The organism is Bacteroides sp. HPS0048 (assembly GCF_964240755.1).
Lineage (GTDB): Bacteria > Bacteroidota > Bacteroidia > Bacteroidales > Bacteroidaceae > Bacteroides > Bacteroides nordii.
In genome coordinates this window covers 277560-299380 of record NZ_CAXSVC010000002.1, presented here as the reverse complement: position 1 = coordinate 299380, position 21821 = coordinate 277560, and the positions used below count along the sequence as shown (strand labels likewise).

18 protein-coding genes are annotated in these 21821 nt (G+C 32.3%); all 18 read right to left on the bottom strand.

The window, feature by feature from the left end; translation table 11 throughout:
• Nucleotides 1-1302 carry a hypothetical protein gene (locus ACESQI_RS02705; RefSeq protein WP_007486547.1) on the bottom strand — a complete coding sequence of 434 codons (1302 nt, stop codon included), beginning with the start codon at nt 1300-1302 and terminating at the stop codon, nt 1-3.
• Entirely contained in the window at nt 1299-2339 is a 1041-nt protein-coding gene (locus tag ACESQI_RS02700; protein WP_007486546.1) for a CapA family protein, read from the bottom strand. The genes ACESQI_RS02705 and ACESQI_RS02700 overlap by 4 nt, the downstream gene beginning before the upstream one ends.
• A 1-nt stretch (nt 2340) precedes the next feature.
• Nucleotides 2341-3492: a non-hydrolyzing UDP-N-acetylglucosamine 2-epimerase gene (wecB, locus tag ACESQI_RS02695; RefSeq protein ID WP_007486545.1), complete on the bottom strand. Its 1152-nt coding sequence runs from the start codon at nt 3490-3492 to the stop codon at nt 2341-2343.
• 23 nt (nt 3493-3515) lie between these two features.
• Complete coding sequence (gene wecC, locus ACESQI_RS02690) at nt 3516-4718, bottom strand: UDP-N-acetyl-D-mannosamine dehydrogenase (RefSeq protein WP_373125397.1); 1203 nt, start codon at nt 4716-4718, stop codon at nt 3516-3518.
• A 10-nt stretch (nt 4719-4728) separates the two neighbouring features.
• Nucleotides 4729-5802: a glycosyltransferase gene (locus ACESQI_RS02685; protein WP_007486543.1), complete on the bottom strand. Its 1074-nt coding sequence runs from the start codon at nt 5800-5802 to the stop codon at nt 4729-4731.
• Complete coding sequence (gene wecB, locus ACESQI_RS02680; protein WP_044166621.1) at nt 5802-6932, bottom strand: non-hydrolyzing UDP-N-acetylglucosamine 2-epimerase; 1131 nt, start codon at nt 6930-6932, stop codon at nt 5802-5804. The genes ACESQI_RS02685 and wecB (ACESQI_RS02680) overlap by 1 nt, the downstream gene beginning before the upstream one ends.
• A gap of 2 nt (nt 6933-6934) precedes the next feature.
• Nucleotides 6935-7789 (bottom strand): SDR family oxidoreductase, encoded by an 855-nt coding sequence (locus tag ACESQI_RS02675; protein ID WP_007486539.1) that lies wholly within the window; start codon nt 7787-7789, stop codon nt 6935-6937.
• A 2-nt stretch (nt 7790-7791) separates the two neighbouring features.
• The gene (locus ACESQI_RS02670; protein WP_007486536.1) at nt 7792-8817 is read right to left on the bottom strand and encodes a polysaccharide biosynthesis protein; all 1026 of its coding nucleotides are present in this window, start codon (nt 8815-8817) and stop codon (nt 7792-7794) included.
• A gap of 11 nt (nt 8818-8828) precedes the next feature.
• Entirely contained in the window at nt 8829-9872 is a 1044-nt protein-coding gene (locus ACESQI_RS02665) for an EpsG family protein (RefSeq protein ID WP_007486533.1), read from the bottom strand.
• 7 nt (nt 9873-9879) lie between these two features.
• Nucleotides 9880-11160: a glycosyltransferase family 2 protein gene (locus ACESQI_RS02660; protein ID WP_007486530.1), complete on the bottom strand. Its 1281-nt coding sequence runs from the start codon at nt 11158-11160 to the stop codon at nt 9880-9882.
• Nucleotides 11153-12397 carry a glycosyltransferase gene (locus tag ACESQI_RS02655; protein WP_007486528.1) on the bottom strand — a complete coding sequence of 415 codons (1245 nt, stop codon included), beginning with the start codon at nt 12395-12397 and terminating at the stop codon, nt 11153-11155. Before ACESQI_RS02655 ends, ACESQI_RS02660 begins: the two co-directional genes overlap by 8 nt.
• Nucleotides 12398-12404: 7 nt before the next feature.
• Nucleotides 12405-13511 (bottom strand): polysaccharide pyruvyl transferase family protein, encoded by a 1107-nt coding sequence (locus ACESQI_RS02650; RefSeq protein WP_007486526.1) that lies wholly within the window; start codon nt 13509-13511, stop codon nt 12405-12407.
• 43 nt (nt 13512-13554) lie between these two features.
• The gene (locus tag ACESQI_RS02645) at nt 13555-15288 is read right to left on the bottom strand and encodes a thiamine pyrophosphate-binding protein (protein ID WP_007486525.1); all 1734 of its coding nucleotides are present in this window, start codon (nt 15286-15288) and stop codon (nt 13555-13557) included.
• A 56-nt stretch (nt 15289-15344) separates the two neighbouring features.
• Nucleotides 15345-16409: an NAD-dependent epimerase/dehydratase family protein gene (locus ACESQI_RS02640; RefSeq protein ID WP_007486524.1), complete on the bottom strand. Its 1065-nt coding sequence runs from the start codon at nt 16407-16409 to the stop codon at nt 15345-15347.
• A gap of 5 nt (nt 16410-16414) precedes the next feature.
• On the bottom strand, nt 16415-17935 hold the full coding sequence (locus ACESQI_RS02635; protein WP_007486523.1) for an oligosaccharide flippase family protein: 1521 nt from the start codon (nt 17933-17935) through the stop codon (nt 16415-16417).
• A gap of 328 nt (nt 17936-18263) precedes the next feature.
• The gene (locus ACESQI_RS02630; RefSeq protein WP_007486522.1) at nt 18264-18746 is read right to left on the bottom strand and encodes a UpxZ family transcription anti-terminator antagonist; all 483 of its coding nucleotides are present in this window, start codon (nt 18744-18746) and stop codon (nt 18264-18266) included.
• Nucleotides 18747-18756: 10 nt separating this feature from the next.
• Nucleotides 18757-19299: a UpxY family transcription antiterminator gene (locus ACESQI_RS02625; RefSeq protein ID WP_007486521.1), complete on the bottom strand. Its 543-nt coding sequence runs from the start codon at nt 19297-19299 to the stop codon at nt 18757-18759.
• Nucleotides 19300-19971: 672 nt separating this feature from the next.
• Nucleotides 19972-21717, bottom strand: a complete 1746-nt coding sequence (locus tag ACESQI_RS02620; protein ID WP_007486519.1) for a phospho-sugar mutase — start codon at nt 21715-21717, stop codon at nt 19972-19974.
• Nucleotides 21718-21821 lie beyond the last annotated feature (104 nt).

Genomic DNA, 21821 nt, shown 5'->3' with positions numbered 1-21821 from the left:
TTATATCTTAAGTTTTATCTTTCCTGCCTTTGTTCTAATAGGTAGATTAATAATTTTAAAATCAAAATCGGCTTCAATATTAGTGAGATCCATCGCATTCCTCATCTCTTGTGTCGAATATCGCTTACTAGTTGTCACATAAAAAGTCACAATACCACTTCTGTTTTTCTGACTAACCTGAACATAGTCAACCATACCAAAGATTTTATGATGTCTTCCAAAAATCAATGCTGTCAGAGGTATTTGTTTTCCTTTTTTATCAATAATATAATCCGCTTCACGTCCTTGAGTTATCTGAAAAGATGTCATCAATTCATTTTCTCTATTATTAGAAGTAATCAAATCTCCTGTATCATATCTAATAAGTGGCATATCAAAATTATGAAATGATGTCCCGATTAAATGTCCTTGTACATTTTCCGCAAACCCATAAGTGATAAACGGAAAATAATTATTATTTTTATTTTCATCATACGCCAGTATACACATCTCACTATGTCCATACCAAGAAATATAATCTAAATTCCAATTATTCTTAATATATTCCATCATATAAGTAGCTGGAAATTCAGAACTTAAAAAACAAACCTTAAGATTTTGTGCTATTATTGATTTTTCTTGTCGATTAGTGCATTCATCTATCTCTTTTAAAAAACCATAAATTGCAGATGGATAGCCATGAATATATTGAATCTTATGTTTATTAAACAGATTTAGAAGGTCTTTTTTATAATCACTCACCCGCATATAACTATTTACTACAAATTCATTATGTACAGGATTATAAACATATGATTTATTTCTTAAATTTTTACCTCTTAAAGTAATCTTCAAATCTGTCGGTGTATATCCCTTTTTAAACCAAATAGAATGCATATGTGCCCATTCTCTAGCAAAAGCATTTTTATCTACATAAAATTGGAACGGTTCACCACTTGTCCCACCCGTATTTAATAACATGTTTCCAGAAAATTCTGAGATATGATTCCTTATATCAGCTTTTGATATTACCGGTATTCTATTTATATCTGATAAACGTTTTATTTTTAAGTCAAATACACCCGCCTTTTTATATAAGTTTTGATAAAAAGGAAAATTCACTTTTGAATATTCAAATATTTGAGAGAAGTTTGTAACAGCATATCTCTCTTTTTGAACATTATCCCATGTATGACTTTCCTGTTGTAACGACATAAAAGAGGAATATTCTTTTCCCAAACGATATCTGAACGGAATGTATTTCACAATATGCCCTATTGAATAGGGTATATTTTCAACTATAGACTTTAATAATAATCTCATTTTAATCCTTTTAACTGAAGAATTAATTGATGTCTAATCTTAATATATTTAATCTTAAGTTGAGACGACAATAAAGAGTCACTGTAGTAGAATAATGGAAGTAATTTATTTTTATGAAATCTATTTTGCTTCAACCATTTTTTATATTGTTTGTTAGAAAGATTAGCAAATGGTGACAATAATTCTAATTCCTTTGATTTTTCTAATTCTTCCGTTTTAATGTAAGAAACTATATTTCTATCACTATCATATTGAAACCAATGAATCAGAAATTGTCCCATTGATGTAATTTCAACAGCAATTTCTTTAGAAGAAAACGCAGGAAATGCCAATCTTTTATTCATATAAATTCCTTGTGGAAATAAAAAATTACCCAATCCATAAATAATAGGTCTTCCATTATATATTTCATACCCTTGTACTCTATGAGCATGACAACCAATGACTGCATACACTCCTAAATCTATAATTTTTTTTGCAAGTTCTCTATCTAATGGTTGAGGATATAATTCTAATTCATAATTCCAGTGGAAGAAGCAAATGATTCTTTTTAAAGTATTTCCAGCTATAGCCTTCTTGACTACATGAAGTACATTTTCTTTTGTATATGGATTAACTCCACTTTCTGTTGCAGTCGCATATTTACACTCTATGGCTGACCAACCAAAAGATAATATTTCATATTCAATACTATTCTCATCTTCACAAACGAATTCTTTTTTTGCGTCAGCTATAGTCAAACCACTACCGAAATATGGTATACCTATTTGATGAAAATAAAAATTAGACCTATTTAAATCACCAATATCAAATGTATGATTATTTGCAATACTAAAACCTGATATTTTTAATGATGATGTTAGCTGCTTTATTGCATTAAAATCATTAAATACTACACTTTTTTGTAGATTTTCTTCACTAGAATCAACTAAACTTCCCTCAAGATTAACTATCCACCTTTTATTTCTCAAATATTCTGGAATATCTAAATTTATACTATTAATAAAAGGTAATGCAATATCTCCACAAAAAATCATTCTACCTTAATATTTTACATATTCTGCTACAAGCAAAACCGTCTCCATATGGATTAACAGCTTTACTCATATTTTCATAATACTCTTGGTTATCTAGCAATTTTGATACCTCATCTACAATCATATCATAGTCTGTACCCACAAGTTTAACTGTTCCTGCATCTAATGCTTCCGGACGTTCTGTTGTATTCCGCATTACTAACACTGGTTTTCCTAAACCTGGCGCCTCTTCCTGAATACCCCCACTATCAGTTAACACTATTGTTGATTTTTCCATTAAATAAACAAATGATAAGTACTCTAATGGTTCTATAAAAAACATATTACCAAGATTAGATAAATCGTCGCCAAATACCTCGTGAATCGGTTTTCTAACATTCGGATTTAAATGCATTGGATAAACAAAATCAACTTCTGGATATTTCATCGTTAATGTTTTGATAGCATTACATATGTTTATAAAACCATCACCAAAATTTTCACGTCGATGTCCTGTTATCAAAACTAATTTCCGTCCTTTTGACAAACATTCAATATCAAATCCTGCATTTTTTAGAATTTCATCCAGTTTAGTTGCTAAATCTTTATTATTTTTGATTTTATCAACAACCATATATAAAGCATCAATTACAGTATTACCTGTTACTGCTATTTGAGATTCACTAACATTTTCAGATAAAAGATTATTCTTGCTTAATGGAGTTGGTGAAAAATGATATGTGGCTATTCGCCCTGTAATCAGACGGTTCATCTCTTCTGGCCAAGGGCTATAAATGTTATGTGTACGTAGGCCAGCTTCTACATGTCCGACAGGTACCTGTTGATAAAATGCAGCTAAAGCTGACGCTGTAGAAGTCGTTGTGTCTCCATGAACTAAAACAACATCTGGTTGAACTTCTTTCAAAATATCACGCATACCTGTCAAAACACGCGCTGTTACATCATATAAATCCTGACCTTGCTTCATTATATTAAGATCATAATCAGGCTTTATTTCAAATAGTTCCAAAACTTGATCAAGCATCTCACGATGCTGTCCGGTTACACAGACTATTGTTTGCAACTTATCAGAATACTTTTCAAACTCTTTTACAAGAGGAGCCATTTTAATAGCTTCAGGACGTGTCCCAAAAACTAACATAATTTTTTTCATCACGTCAATTTATAGTTAAATAATTATTTGTAAATACCACAAAAATCTAAAACAATCTTATCTTCTACTTTAGGTAGTTCTTTAAATACAGAATGGGCAACTAAGAAGACTATAATATCAGCATTTTCATAAGCTGTTTTATAATCAGTAAGCTTGTAAATATTGTGACATTTTACATTAGGTTCAACTACCATTATTTCCGCATTATTACATCCTTGCATTATCTTAGCAACAATATGTTTGGCTGGTGACTCTCTTAAATCATCAATATCTGGTTTAAATGAAAGTCCCATCATAGCAACTTTAGGTTTTCTTTTATACTCCAATTCAAACTTAAGCATTGCATTCTCAACTTTCTCTGCACACCAAAAAGATTTGTAATTATTTGTCATGCGCGCCTGTGCAATCAGACGAGATTCCATCGGAAAATCCGCGGTAATAAAATAAGGATCAACAGCAATACAATGCCCTCCAACCCCACATCCCGGTTGAAGTATATTGACTCGTGGATGTTTATTAGCTAAACTAATTAATTCCCAAACATTAACACCTGCTTTATCGCAAATAAAAGATAATTCATTCGCAAATGCAATTTGCACATCACGAGATGAATTCTCTGTCAACTTACACATTTCCGCAGTTTTGCTATTAGTTTTATGTAAATTACCTTTCACGAATTGACTATAAAATTTAATTGCTTGCTCAGTTGACGCTTCATCCATACCTCCAATAACTCGATCATTGTGAACTAATTCATAAATTACATTTCCTGGTAATACACGTTCAGGACAATAAGCCATATATATTTTACCAATCAATTCCGGACGTTCCAAAAAGATTAATTTAGTCATAATATCAGTTGTTCCTACAGGAGATGTAGATTCAATTACATATAGATCTCCCTCTTTTAGTAGAGGAATTATAGCTTTTGTTGCTGCTTCAACGTAGGATATATCTGGTTGATGATCTTCTTTGAAAGGTGTAGGAACTACTATAAAATAAGCATCTGCAATTTCTGGAGTTGTTGAAGCCTTCAACTGACCGTTGTTTACAACCTCTTGCAATAACTTTTGCATTCCTGGTTCAATTATATGTAATTCACCACGATTAGTTTTCTCTACAACTTTAGAGTTTATATCAACTCCAACAATTTCAATACCGTGTTTTGCGGCAATAATAGCCGTTGGTAGGCCTATATAGCCTAACCCCATAAAACATGCTTTCATATTTTTAATGTTAATTCAATTCTGGAAGTAATCTATTTTTCACTAAATTGCCAAACAAATAATCTTTGAGATATAATTTTCTACCATTTTTACCCAATGTTTTACACATGTCCAAAAAATTATCATTAATCAATATATCCCATGTAGCATCACATTCATAGTTAATGACAAAACCTATTTTATTTTCTAAAATAAACTTGGAATTGATAACTTCTTTGTTTGTAATAACTGGAATACCCAACATCATCGCATCATATACTTTATTAGACGCAGCTAACTTATTGATTTCAATTGCTGGATTATACAAAGAAAAAATAGCGCAACATGAAAGCATTAATTCAAATAGCTTTTCTTGAGGCATAAAATCATGCCTTATGACATTATTTAAATTACTAAATTTCTCCTTATACTCCTCATTATTTGCAAATACACCAACAAGTAAGAAATTCAGTTGAGGATTATTTTTAGCAAATTTATAAATTTGATCTAAACCTCGTGTTGGAGAAAAATATCCAATAATTGCAAAGGTTCGTTCCAATTGTGAGTAATCTCTTTCGACACCATTTAAGAAATCGTATGGAGTATTTTCTATGATGATATATTTCTTGTCATATAAACATCGATTTGAATCGACATGAATTACTTTAGTAGCCTGATCCATAATTTTATGATCCAATTTACGAATTACATTTTTTATTCTTGAAGAAAAATTATAACTCAAAGCAAATTCATCATATACTTCATAAAAGAACTTTATTTTTCTAATCTTAGAAATAACATAAATAGGAAAACATGAATCGAAATTAATAGCGATTATATTATACTTCTTCAAGTTTTTTGTAAATAATAACTTAAAAAAAAGTTTAATCATCCAAATCAGATAATTTATCATTGTCTGTTTCTTCGATCGGCTTCCTCCATGATGTATATATTTTGTCGATACTCCATCTATCATTTGGTTTTCACAGTTCCTATCCCATCCCCAAAATGAAACCTTCATATTATTATTAATAAAATAATAAAGAAACTTTCTTAATCTCACATCTCGAGAAGAACTACCTTTTATGTATAAAATTGGTTGCATTATAATTTATTCCAAACTTTTTTATTAATAATATCAACATAACTTTGGATGAGTTTAACAATTTTAGTTGAAACGTTCATATCAGAATAATCAGATACATTTTGAAATAATTCATTATTTTCAAACATCGAAATAGACATTTGAACTGCTTGTAATATAGAATCAGATGAAATAGATCCAATGACAAAACAGCCTTTATCTAATGCTTCTGGTCGTTCTGTCGAAGTTCTAATAGAGACAGCCGGGAAATGTAAAATAGCCGATTCTTCAGCTAATGTACCGCTATCTGAAACAACACATAATGCATGTTGTTGTAAACATATGTAATCAGAAAATCCAAAAGGATTCATTGTTTTAACTAATGGATGAAATTTAAAATTACGTTCTTCGATAAATTTAGCACTTCGGGGGTGAACACTATATATTATAGGAATATTATAATTGTCTGCTAGGTCATTTATTGAATTCATTAATTCAATAAAATTAGTCTGATTATCAATATTCTCTTCGCGATGGGCTGATAACAGAATATATTGTTCTTTTTTAAGGTTTAACGCTGAAACAATATCACTTTTTTTGATCTTTTCTTTATGTGTATTTATGACCTCAGCCATAGGAGAGCCTGTAACATAAATATGCTCTTTTTGAACACCTTCTGAAAACAAATAACGCCTAGCATGTTCTGAATAAGGTAAATTAATGTCAGATATATGATCTACAATTCTACGGTTAATTTCTTCGGGAAGGTTCTCATCAAAGCATCTATTTCCTGCCTCCATATGAAAAATAGGTATTTTTAATCGCTTTGCACTAATTGCAGCTAAAGCAGAATTAGTATCTCCAAGTATTAAAATAGCATCAGGCCTTTCTTTTACCATCAAATCATAAGATTTAGCTATTACATTACCTATGGTCTGACCCAAATTACCTCCAACAACTTCAAGAAAAATATCTGGATTACGAAGGCCTAAATCTTTAAAAAATATTTCATTTAAGGTATATGCATAATTTTGTCCCGTATGTACCAATAAATGATTAAAATAAATATCACATTTCTTTATAACTTCTGACAATTTTATTATTTCTGGACGAGTGCCTACAATTGTCATTACTTTCAATTTAGTTTTCATAATTATCTATAATAAATAGGATATATATCTGCATGTTTTTGAATCCAGACTTTCATTTCTTCTATCATTTGTTCATACGATGGAACTTTAAAATTAAAATCGCTCCGTGTATTTCTCAATGATTTATCCAATTGAAGTTGATTTGAGTCTTTAATCTCTATAGAACCATTTCTGAAGTATTTATTAAATAAGCCCAACAACTCGTATTTATTAATAGACTCATTATTTACTAAATTATATACTCCTGTCAAGTCAACTTTTATTGCTTCCTCCATTGCTTGTGCTAAAGTTAATGTAGTAACTCCAGTCCAAATAGCACTTGAGTATCCCCAAATAGTACCAGACTGCTTCATAAACCAATTAAATAGTCCTATACCTTCTGAATTTATATCGGGACCAATAATTGAATTCCTAAATGTTAGATTTTTATTATCATTAATTTCCCCTAAAGCTTTGGAACGATCATAAAAAGAAATACCATTGGGACTAGAATCTTCATAATATGGACCTGTGTTTCCGGAAAACACACAATCTGTACTCATATGTATTAATTTTGTTTTTGTTTTTTTTGTCCAGTCAACTATAACATGTGGCAATAAGCTATTCAAACAAACTGCCAAGCTTTTATTTTCCTCTGCATTTTTGTTAAGAATCCCCACACAGTTAATTATAACATCAAAAGAGCCAGACGCAATTGTATTTTTCAAAAAATCAAAATCTGTCACATCACCATTTATATTGTGACAAAATGAAAAAGGACGTCGTGAAAATGCAACGACATCATACCCTTTCCCAGAAAAATATAATGAAATGAGATGTCCAGCCATCCCAGTGGCACCTAAAATCAAAACTTTCATTGTTATTCGGTCATTTGTAAATCGTTCCTTATAAACTCTAACTTCAGCAATAAATTTTTCATTGTATCTATTGTCAATCTTGCGGTATTATGAGAATCGTAATCTTCATACTTAGCAACAGCCTCATTGCCTTCAATAAAATATTTATCATAATTTAGATCCCGAGTATCACAAGGTATACGATAGTAATCATTCATGTCAATAGCTTTTGCCATTTCTTCTCTTGTAACTAACGTTTCATAGAGTTTTTCCCCATGTCTAGTGCCAATAACTTTTATTTCAACATTCGAATTATACAATTGCCTAAGAGATTCCGCCAATACAGCTAATGTTGCCGCTGGAGCTTTTTGAACAAAAAGATCGCCATTCTCCCCATGTTGCCAAGCATATATTACTAAATCAACTGCATCATCTAAAGTCATCATAAAACGTGTCATATTGGGATCTGTAATTGTAATGGGTTTATCATTTTTAATTTGATCAACCCACAATGGTATGACAGAACCACGCGAAGCCATGACATTACCATAGCGAGTACAACAAATCGTCGTTGTAGCATTTCTACCCAACGAACGTCCTTTAGCTATAGCGACTTTTTCCATCATTGCTTTACTTATTCCCATTGCATTAATAGGATACGCAGCTTTATCCGTAGATAAAACAACTACATTTTTTACACCATAATTGATAGCTGATTCCAACACATTATCTGTCCCTACAACATTAGTCTGCACTGCTTGCATTGGAAAAAACTCACAAGAAGGAACTTGCTTTAATGCAGCTGCAGAAAAAACGTAGTCTACACCGCACATTACTCCATCAACTGATTGCCGATTCCTAACATCTCCTATATAAAATTTCACTTTAGGATTCTGCAACTGATGTCTCATATCATCTTGCTTTTTTTCATCTCTGGAAAAAATCCGAATTTCCTTAATATCAGAATCAAGGAATCTTTTTAAAACAGCATTTCCAAAAGACCCTGTACCACCTGTAATCAATAAGGTTTTATCTTTAAAAATCGACATAGTTTATATTGTTAATTGTAAAAATTATAATTATCTATTCCATTTATTTTTAATGAAAACAAAAGAAAATATAACATCAGAAGTATTATCGTTCCACACATAACTATTTTTCCACATTTAGTCAATGTCGAGTATACAGCTGGTATGATTACTACTTGGCAGATAGTACAATACATAAAGTATCTTGGTATCATTGGAGTTGAAGCAAAAATATTGGTCAATATGGTTCCTACGCATAACAATCTTGAATAGATCGATATACTATTCTTTTTTATTGCATAATAAGCAAAAATTGAAGTCGGAACGATAGTAAGAAAAAGTCCATTAAAATTAGGAGAAGCTTCTGTAAAATAGTCAGAATAACCACTATATATCTCTACATGCTCACTAAAAATAGGAAGCGCACCAAGAAGAGGTAATACATCAAAAACGTTTATTCTAAATCCGAAACCTATAAGTACGCTTATAAACAATAAAGTTAAATATATTTTCTGGTTGAATTCTTTATACGCCAATAACAAAAATACGATACAAAATAATGCACTAGCATGAATACCAGCAGCTATTACTATTAATAATATTGGTAAGGCGATTTTCTTATTATTAGCAAAATTGAAAGCCCACAAACAGATAACAACAGCCAAAGCCTGTCTAATAGCCGTTAAAAAAAAACCAAAGCCATTGATAATAATAAAGAAGATCATCATTGAAAAGACCGGATTAGATGATTTCTTTATGATCAAAATAAATAACGGCAATAATATTAAAAGTGATGTTGAAAAAATGAACCATTGGGCATCATTCGAAAAAAAACGTAAAAACTCATTCAGAAAATTATATCCCCATTCCATGTCCGCTTTAGCACTTTCACGGTTTATTTCAGACATAAACATGGATATATAACGTTCTAAGTCATTCCCAACTTCTCCAGAACGAAATGCAGCAATTATAAATATAACGGTCGCTCCCCAATATGCATAATATTGATGAGGTTTGTAATTATATAAAACATTAAAACACAGCAAAGAAAATAGAACAAATATATATACAAGCATATAAATATTAAAGATTTACATCAGGAAAATCACCCATAATTTTCTTTTTTGCAGAAAATATCTTATATGAATTTTTTAATATTTTAAAAATCGATTTAGTGTTTAATCTTAGAACCATTTTATATATATATTTTGATGCATACGCAGCATCATAAATATTACATATTTGGAATTCTTCGGGATTTATATATAGCATATTAGGACTTATAGCTGATTCTATATTTATTATTGAAGAACCGTATCTTTTAGACTGTTTAATTTGTTGTTTAAAATAGTCTTCGAGTTCATGTTTTTTGGCAATTTCATAAAGGATATGAATTTCTCTCTCAATACGTTCTTCTCCATATCTGCAGGATGATAATTCACGTATAGCCTTATCAAGCATTTTTCTATAATTTATTTTGGAAAATTTTCCTGGCCAACCTGGTAAATCACGGGCTGTCAATAAATAATCAACCGTCATTAATGAAAGAAGTGGAGAATAAGGTTGATTGGCTAATTCTGAGTGCATTGTAATTTCTTTTGTAAAATTAAAAAACTCATCAGAATTAGCTTTAGCTTCTTTTTCATTCGATAAATATACAAGTCCCTGCGATGAAGATGAGACTCCGTAGATAGAAAATGCCTCTCCAGAAAAGATGTAATTCTCCACTTCGCCAGCTAATACGATACCCGAATATCCATCCGGAGTAGGACATGAATAGAAACGTCCATCTCTAGAACGAGACTTAACCCTATCGATCAGTCGGGTCGAAACTACTCCTTTTACATAAAACATTGGACATTCAATATCATTTACATAATTAAATTTTTTAGTTTGTCTATCTAAAAATGTATTTGATTGAACCACTCGTATTCCCTTATGTCTGTATATAGAAAATTGCCCTTTAGGATTACGTTCGGATGGATATTCATATACTGGAGGACACCAAGTTAATAATTCAGTATTGGTATCTTTCATTATTTTATACATGGACATAATACCATCTGGAATTAGTCCATCATCTCCACCCAATGCAATTACGTAACCAGGTTTAATAAGATCCAGCGCCATCTCAAAATTATCTCTCATACCCACTCTTTTCTTACGAGCTATTAATTTTATACGAGGATCATTTTGAGCCATTCTATTTACCACTTCTACAGTATCGTCAGTACTAGCATCATCAGCTACTATTATTTCCAAATTAGGATAAGTCTGTTCGGTACATGTCCTCAATGTATGATATAGATATTTCGATCTATCTTTAGTCGGAATAAATATAGTAAATAACGGAAAATTATTCATATGATATATTATTATAAACTTCAGAATAAAGCTTTTTATGAGATTCTATACACTTATCTATTGTGAACAATTCCTCAACCCTTCTTCTGGCATTTTTCCCTAAATCTTGTGTATAAATAGGGTGTTCTATTAAAAATGAGATGGCATTGAGTATTGCATTCGAATCTTTTGCCGGCACTACTAGTCCACCTTGTTCATGTCCAATTATATCAGGTAGTGCTGTTCCTTCGGCCACAATAACAGGGAGCTTACATGCCATAGCCTCAATTGCCATTAATCCAAATGATTCCTGAATAGATGGCATTAAAAAAACATCAGCACAAGACATGACCTCTATTAATTCTTCAGATTTAATCCAACCGGTTTTAATTATATTATACTTTGAGGATAAATCATCAAAGCCATGTCCATCCTCAATAATTAACAGAGATATGGACTTAACTACATTCATATTTAAAAGGGCTTCTTTGATATATTTCAACCCTTTAAAAATATCATGCTTTAAACCAGAATCCCTAAATGTAATTACAAAATCATCTAACGGTATACCTAATTTTTCGCGGCATATATTTCTATCTTTTCTGTTAAATTTAGCTATATCTACCCCAAAAGGAATAACATTCAATGGTTTATGTTTCAATATTGGACTTTTATTGACTTTGTCATTCATCCAATTAGTAGATACAACCAAATTGAGACTAGACTTCGAATAGCATTTCTTTTTGATTTTCCAGATAAAATATGGAAATGAATGCTTAAATAATGAATTATATCTAGGATGAGGACAATATGTAGGGCATCCCACCATTCCACCTTTACATTCAAAAGGATGAATACAACCTCCCGTTATTGCCCATTGATCGTGTAAAGTCCAAATAACTCTCTTCTTTTTACAAATTTTAGGTAACGTAAATACACTAATGTTAGTATCTCCATGAATAATATGTAAATGAACTATATCTGCATTTCTGAAATATTCTTGTCGGCTCAATAAAAAAGATCCACCTATAGATATTAAGTGATCCAATCCTAGTTTAACTCCCAAATGAATTATTTTCTCTATAACAAACTTTAGTAAAGGATTACGAGGTGGAATCAAATGGACATTTTTATTATTACTATTCCTTTTCCATACAGCCATTTGAATGTTAAAATCTACATCTGAATAGTCCAGCATGTAAAAACCATTAAAACGATCCCCAATTGTATCCGAATAATTAATATGCAAAATATTCATAAAGAAACTAATGCAAACTACTAGTTAAAAAATTGATAGATTCTTCTAACAATAAATTATTTAATTGGTCAACTGTATACATTTTATTTAGATATTGATTATCATCAATGTACTTTATCTGACCCAATGAATTCACTATGAAATCATCCAATTGATATCGTTCTTTCATATCAATAAAACGAGAGGCTCTTAATTCTTCAGAATAATATCCTATAAATTTTGTTCTAAATTTCATTGCAAATACAACTCCATGAAAAGAGTCTGTAAATAATAATTCTGCATTATTAATATAATTCAACCAATCTTTTGGAGACGCATCATATACCACCTTATCCGCCCATTTAACAGAAATGACACCTGCCACAGCTCCAATTATTATCGCATATATAGGTAAATTACCATACAAATTCTTTATCTTTTTAATTGCGGCATTATTATCATTATTTAAATCTTTTCCTATGATATAAGTCAATATATATTTCTCTTTTATATAATCTTGCTCAATTAATTCATTAAAAGACCACAAATAAGTAGGATCCAATACAATCTTACAAGATTTATGAATTAAAGTATATACAAAATCTTGTGTAACAGTATTCCTTACTGAAATATCAGTAAAATCCAATAATGATTTTCTTAAAGATTTTTTATTCTTTTCAACAATATTATTAATTGCACAACAAGGAGCATAACTAATTTTTTTTATACCTTTAGGCAAATCATAATCAAGAAAATAAACTTTCTTATCATGTTGCCAAGGATTCCATATTTGATCACTACCAACTATAATAGCATCAAAATTACCACTTACAATTTGTAAATCACTAATAGTAACTATTTGTCTTGTTAAATGGAGATTTTCATTTCTAAATTGGTCAAATTTCTCTTTAGACTTTCTTTGATTTAGAAGATTCGCAATAATTTTTAAAAGACTAGCTAATATGTTGCGTTTTGATGCTCCATATAATAGAGAAATTTTGTAAGTTTGAGGTATATAATTAATAATCTCCACTTCAAATCCTTTAGATAAAAGGAACTGTTGTAAAGCATACGCCTGTAATACACCTCCATAATTATAGCCATAATGAAATGTTAAAATACCAACTTTGGGCATACGTATTTTCCTCTATATTATATTGTTAACAAATATTTCAAAATCATCCTTTTAAAATCTTTTTTATAGATTTTACTGTATTAAGTCCTACAGATTTAATTATAAATGATTTCATGGTTCCTTTAAAATTTTTTTGTATACTTCTAATTGTTAAAAGAGCTTTACTTTCATCCTCACTATCAGTAAATACTTCCAATAAAATAGGTTTAGAAGTTAAACTTGAGGTCAAAAACCTTTCATATACCTGTTCAAATTCATGTTTATCTGCAGCAGCTAAATATTCAAAACCAAGATCTTCCGCATAATGCTTTATAAGGGTGCGAGATTTATTACCATAATGTCCAGCTGCTGCAATATATCGATCTGCATCTTCACCAAAAGCTGCACCTGGGTGATCGTAGTTTTTAAATTCAGTTCCTTTGCCGTTGTTTACTATCAGAATGCGTAAATTATTTCCCACATGATGATTACCTAACACATTCATATCATAAAAAAATGCTAAATCACCAAATACCCCAAAATATAATTTATTTTTATTCGAAAGTGAAGCTCCGACCAATGATGAAATGCCTCCATCAATACCAAATCCACCAACATTAGAATAAGAATATACACTTCCAGGTATCTCAAATAAATTCCATGACCTTAAACTATTGAGTATGCCAAAATGGATAACAGAATTTTCTGGTATATACGGAGATAACTTAGATGCAATCCAAATATTAGAAAACGGTAACTCAGGAATTGATTCAAATATATTATTATATTCAGCACGGCATTCTTGCAAATAGCTATCAAAAATAATTCCGTCATTTTTGATGTAATATTTAAAAAATATTTGCTCAGACATCTCAAAAACAGAACTTAAACGCTGAAACGTATCACGGATTTCACCATCCGCATTGACACGCCACACTTCTTTGGGATTCAGTTTAAAATAATTCCCTGAGATTTCTCCAATATGTATTAACAAAGCCAAATGACTCAACTCTGGTTCATAATTGTCCTGTGCTATTAATGAAACCAGTACTCGATACTTTCCTTTATAATTACTAGTGTGATCACAAAAAACAACCGCATTATTTGAAGCACAGAAAGCATCCAATATTTCAGTTTGTTCTTTGTTCCATTTTAAATGTGAACCTACAAACACTCCAACTCTCCCTTCCGGCAATTCAGGAAATTTATCTTCCATACAAAATCGATTAATTACATGTGCTTTAGGTAATTCTTTTATGGAATAATCCCTACTATAAGTAGTTGCAAGGTTTATATGGACAGGACCTCCACCTTGTCGTTTTAATTCTAAAATAGCCTGATTTACTTTTATCTCACAAGCCCATACATCACTAGCATCATTGATTGCTGGAATATTTACACTAAACTTTGCAATATCATTAGGTAAGGATCTACGATCAATAACTTGTGCAACATGATGTCCTATCTTTGATATATTCTGAGTAGATGTAATAGCGAGTATCGGCAGCTTCCGATAAAAAGCTTCTGTTAGTCCTGGCATGTAATTACGAGAAGCCGTAGCTCCCGTACAACTTAAAACGACTGGCTCTCCAGACTCCGCAGCTAAACCACAGGCTATATAAGCAGCCGAGCGTTCATCCACTGAAGAATATATTTCAAAATATGGATCTTGCTGCATGCTAGCCACCAAAGTAAGATTCGTAGCTCCTGGGGAAGCAATCACTTTTCGAACTCCATGTACTTTCAGTAAAGATAGAACAATCTGAACATTACGTTCACTTACATAATATTTTTCCATATATTTCCTATAATATTTGTAATATTCACTATATGCAACACATTATAATACTTCTTTTAGCTAAGAAATACATATCTGTATAATAGATATTTAACTTTTTGTTTTAATGTTGGAATTTCTTTTAATAATGTTCTTTCTCCTGTAAGTTTATCTTTTAAAGCCTCTGTTCTCCAATTAATAGTGTTAAATTTTGGAGTTTCTAAAAAAATTTCCAAACAAAGTCTTATACCTAATTCAGCATTTTTAAAACTATCAATATCAATAAATTTACTGATCTTAGTATTATCAAACCTTCTGTCATAGTACCTATCATATAATACTTGATATTTCAAATAATCATAATTTAAATTCATAGATTTATCCAACATTAACACTTTTGGGCAACAACCTATTTTATTCTTTAACACGTCCAAATAAATAAAAAGTATATCATTCCAACGACAAGATTTCGTAGTTGTAATATGAAAAGTTTCCCCTAATACTTCTGAATTTCCTACTACTTTACATATTCCTCTTGCGACATCCAAGCCATGAGTTAAAGTTGTGTATTTGCAAGCTATATCATCTGAAAAGACAATTGTACGGCCATTTAAAGCTCTATATAACCAAGCTTCTTTCTCTAAGACTCCAAGTTGAAATCGGATTTCACTATAAGTTATATATGGTCTAATTATAGTCCAATTTTTATATTTAGACGTTCTTAAAACGTTTTCTTGCCTTGCTTTAGTTAAAGCATATTCATCAGTTGTTAAATACTCTTTATCGGTCGAAACATCTAACAATCTAGGCGTTTCTTCGGTAATAATGGTTTCTGAATTTGCATAAACTCTTGCTGAACTAAGAAAAACATATTGTGAAGTCGCTTTTAATAGTAAATCAACTCGTTCAATGAACTCTTCTGTTGAATAAGCCATAAAGTCAACAATAACATCCCAATGTTCTCTTAAAATTTTATTCAAGAACATTAAATCATGAGCATCACCTTGCATATACTTAACATTAAATTTTGATGATACATGCCTACTACGAGATGTTACGAACGTTTCAATACCTGCGTCTGACAGTATTTCAACTAAATGCATTCCCATGGCACCAGTGCCCCCAAGAACAAGTACTTTCATTTTATTTATCTTATTCTCTTTACTAATTGAATAATTGGCTTAGTAAACAATTCTCTCTCAGACTTATTCATCGAAATGAAATAGAATGATGGTACAAATATCACAGTCAACGCTAATCCTGCAACTACAAAAGAAGTAAATGTATTTACTGCTATAAATCGCAATACAATGCCCCCTATAATAATAATTATCAACGGAACAAATGACATTTTTATGATCTCTTTCCAAAAAAGTAAAATATCTAAACGAATTTCTTTGTCATAATATATATTCAGAATTATACCGTGTCCAATTATAATTGCAATTGAGGTTGCTATTGCGCAGCCAATAGCTCCAAACCTATATGCTAAAGGAACAGCTAAAAATAAACTGGCAACAGAAATTATCAAGATCAACAAAGAACGGAATCTTAATTGATTACGTGCCATTAAAATCGTAATACCTAAATTCTGGATCAAGGGTACTAACGTGGGAATAAAAAACAACAATGCGATAATATAAGATTGATTGTAATCAGGTCCCGCCCATAAATTCACAAATGAGCGGCCTAATAAAATGAAACCAGTGAGAACAAATGACATTAAAATATATTGAATTCTACCTGTACGAATAAAAAGATCCGATACCTCTTTATCTGATACTCCTTTACACACCAACGCTGTCACTTTAGGTAAAAAGACACCAGATATAGCTGTTGAAAACATATAAAACATATCTTTCAACTGTATAGCAACTGAATAGACTGCAACAGATTCAGTTCCACGATACATCCCTAAAATAAATTGTCCAGTACTCCAATAAATTCTATCCATAATGACATTTAAGAATATCCAAAAAGAATAAATGGAAACTTCTCTTAAGAATTCCCATTTGAAACGTGCAAAGCGAACTTTTATATTCAGTCGGTGTTTACAATACCACCAATTAATAAATAAAGTGACTACATTAAAAATTGTAGTAACAATAACCATTACTACAGCCTTATAACCAATAACCAAAAGAGCTACCATTACAATCGGATTCATTACACTCCGAATAATACTCACAATGCGTTGAAATACAAATCGCTCATAAGCAGTCATTATAGATCCCCAAATGCTCATCGGAAATGTAAAAGCCATATTGAATGTCATCAGCCCAAGCATTATTCGCATGCGTGAAACTTCATAAGCGGACATCTTTGCTGAAAATAAATTACCAACATTCAAGAATAAAATCAGACCAATGATTAAAGCAATCAAGCCAATACCTATGTAAAGTAGGAAAAACATACCAAACATCTCTTCCTGCTCATTAGTCTTACCTTCAGCACGGAATTTTGCTGTATAACGTACAATTGCGTTTCCAAAACCTAAATCCAATACTGTTAAGTAGGCTATTAAAGAAGCCGCTAAAGAATACAGTCCATACTCAGATTGCCCTAACATACGTAACATATAGGGCGTATAAAGAAGACCTATCACCATATTCAAGGCAATAGAAACATAAGAGAGTAAAGCTCCGGCTTTTAGTTGATTAACGGCCACAAAAATACAGGTTACAGATAAAACTAAAAATTATACTAACAAAAGTAAGAGAACTATTTACCCGACATGAAATTGAAGAAAAGAAGTCTTTTCGAACTAAAATATCAACAATAAATAGTGAGTAATAACCGACAATATGACTATTCCTTTTATGAAATCATATTCATTAGATATAGTATATCCAGTATTTCCTCCATTTATCAGATCAATCATAGCAAAATTTCCGTCTGAAATATCCAAAGAACAAAAAATACAATACAGAAATACTAATCAAGAAATACATTAAAATTCTTTCTGTAGACGATTTACCTAATGTATACCATTTACCCTATTTTATGTCACTCCAAGGATACGGATTTTCCTCCAAACTCTTCAAAAATCCAATCACTTCTACTTGATCTTTTGTCAACAATTTCTCTTCCCAACTTTCTATAATCTTATTTGCCTCTTTCGCCAACTCCTCCTCAAACACTTCCCCATAACAATACGTTAGCAATTGTACCTTTAGCAATGAGGCAGACAAGTGTTCAAGTACTTCCCAGCAACGATTCAAAATTGTTTGAATACGCTCTTCCTTATCCCCATCATTGTAAATCGTAGCATTATATCCTTTCAAGAGCGCTAGACACAGCGAAGCTTCCTCTTCAAAGGTACTACCGCGCTGGTGATATAAGGCATTGGCTTTTTGAAAAACCTCGTGATTCAAGCGAATAAAATCATCGCTGTAAATAGGAGTATCGTCTATACCGAGATAAAGCAACTTGTCCGCCAAGGTAGACAAGGCGGAAACTTCAGATTCTAATGAATTCATATATCAATGATTATTTTTCAATAATAGGTTCAACAAGGGAAGGATGAATGAAAGTAGTGGCAACAGCCATCACTCCATCAATGGATACAACGACGCGACGGTCATTCCTCACACGAACAAATTCGCCTTCAACACCGGCAAAAACGCCACCGATGATACGTACACGGGTTCCCTTACGGAGTGCCGGCTCAGAAGGATCGAGATAGAGTAAAGCTTGATCGTGATTCCCTGAAATAGCAATAAAACTGCGCATCTGAGAGTCTGGAATGATAATGGGACGATGACACTCACGATTCATAATATAACGAATAGGCAACGTTGTACCGTGCAACTCCTTCATAGCATCAATACGGTTACGGGAAGAATAAACAAATATAAGATTATGAACTGCAGGAACTAATTTACGTACGCGGCGCTCGTTTTTCAAAATAAATTCATAACGCATAGGGATAAAGTTTTCGATACCCTCGCTATCAAGATATGATTTCAAGGTAAGCTCACGGCCGTAAGTGACACGCAGAGCGTACCAGCAAATAGTTGTTTTATCGTTCACAAAAGGATATTCTTTGGGGACACCAGAAGAGTGAAATACCTCCCGGCTAAATTATGTAATGCGAATATTGATGAAGATCTTAATGCATTCATATCATTTCAAAACACTCCACTATCGCAGAAGGAGGTACATGAAATAACAATATTACTTAAAATATTGTAAACGAATCATTTAAATAGAAATAGTGTTTCAATAAACGTTCGTTTAATGACACAAAGTTAAAACGTATATCTGAAATGCCAAAATATTCTTATGATTATTTTTGAGGGTATTGAAAAATAGAGATGTAAATTTCTTATATTCAATATATTATCAGATTGATAAAATTGGTGGTTTAACCTATTATTCTATAATCGTTATCTGTTTGAAATCTTTAAAAAAAACATGTGTCATTAAACGAACGTTTATTGAAACACTTTTCCAATTCAAAATTTCAAGCACTACCACCATATCAGCATTTATCTAAGATTTTTCTACTTTATATCTAAGTAATGATCTAATTTAAACTCTTCTCCTCTCAAACATAATTCTACCATACTGGCACATTGAAAACAGATACCAATAAATATTTGTCTTTGAAAGGCATGAAGTAATAAAAAAGCGGCTGGTTCATCACAAACCAGCCGCTTTTTTATTATCGCTCGGCGTATCTCCCCCGTACGGGAAGCACCACTAAATACCTAATGATTTCATTACAGCTTCGATCTTCTCGTCAGCGGCAGCATCGGCACTGGCAAAGCAGTTACGACAGCCCATCTCACCCTTCACCTCGATATAGAACTTAATCTTAGGTTCTGTTCCCGACGGACGGATAGAAACCTTATCACCATCTTCTGTGAAATACTGAAGAACATTTGATTTATCCGGCATATCAATCTTCGTCACACGACCGTCAGCATCAATCTGCTTCAAAGTCTGGAAGTCCTTCCAAAGAATTACTTTAGAACCAGCTAATTCGCGTGGAGGATTGTTGCGGAAGTCTACCATCATCTGTTTGATCTCTTCGGCACCACTCTTACCCGGCTTCACTACGCTGATACCCTTTTCTTTGGAGAATCCGTATTCTACGTAGATATCCAACAGCATTTCATATAATGACTTACCGTTATCTTTTGCCCATGCAGCTATTTCAGAGATAAGACAACAAGCAGAAACAGCATCTTTATCGCGAACGAAATCTTCGGCAAGGAAACCATAGCTTTCTTCTCCACCACCGATATATACTTTTTCACCCTCACGCAGACGAATTTCACGGGCAATCCATTTGAAACCGGTGTAGCAATCGAGCATTTCAATATTATTCTTTTCAGCAATCTTCTTGATAAGTTCAGTAGTTACGATGGTCTTCACAACGAACTCCTTGCCGGTCATCTTGCCTAACTTCTTGTACTGAGTGATGATGTAATACAGATACATCAGACAAGTCTGGTTACCATTGATAAGCACCCACTCGCCCTTATCGTCTTTGCAGGCAATACCTACACGGTCGGCATCAGGATCACTTGCCATCACCAAGTCGGCATCTATCTCTTTAGCCAGATTCACAGCCATAGTCAATGCTTCAGCATTTTCCGGATTCGGAGAAACTACAGTCGGGAAGTTACCATCCTTAATCATCTGTTCGGGAACGGTATATACATTCTCAAATCCCCACATCTTCAATGCACGCGGAATAAGTTTCATACCCGTACCATGAATCGGTGTATAGACAATCTTCATATCTTTCTGGTGAGCAATAGCCTCCGGATCGATAGAGATAGTCTTTACCATATCCAAATAAGGTTTGTCGATGTCTTCACCAACAATCTGAATCAAATCAGGATTACCCTTAAAATTAATATCGGCAGCCGAAGTTACCTTGTTTACTTCGTCAATAATCCCTTTGTCATGCGGAGCCAATACTTGTGCACCATCGTCCCAGTACGCCTTATAACCGTTGTATTCTTTCGGGTTGTGAGAAGCTGTCAGGATGATACCACTCTGACAACCAAGATGACGAATGGCAAATGACATTTCCGGTGTAGGGCGCATATCCTCAAACAAATACACTTTAATACCATTACCAGAGAATATATCAGCAGAGATACGGGCAAAAAGATCACTGTTGTTACGGCAATCATATCCTACCACTACAGAAATCTGAGGGAGATCTTTGAAATTCTTCTTCAGATAGTTGGAAAGTCCCTGCGTAGCAGCACCCACTGTATAGGTATTCATACGGTTGCTACCAACACCCATGATACCGCGTAAACCGCCTGTACCAAATTCAAGGTCTTTATAGAATGCTTCTATCAACTCAGTTTTATCTTCGTTTGCCAACATACGTTTCACTTCAGCCTGAGTTTCGGCATCATAGGCCGGGGTTAGCCATTTTTCGGCTTTCTCAGTTACCTGCTTGATGAGTTCCTGATTCTCCATTTAGATTGTTATTTATTGGTTAATGTTTGATTAATCTTTTCTCAGAGTCACAAATGTAAAAGAATAAAATAAGAATTCCTAATTTAAGTTTTTAAGTTTGTCAG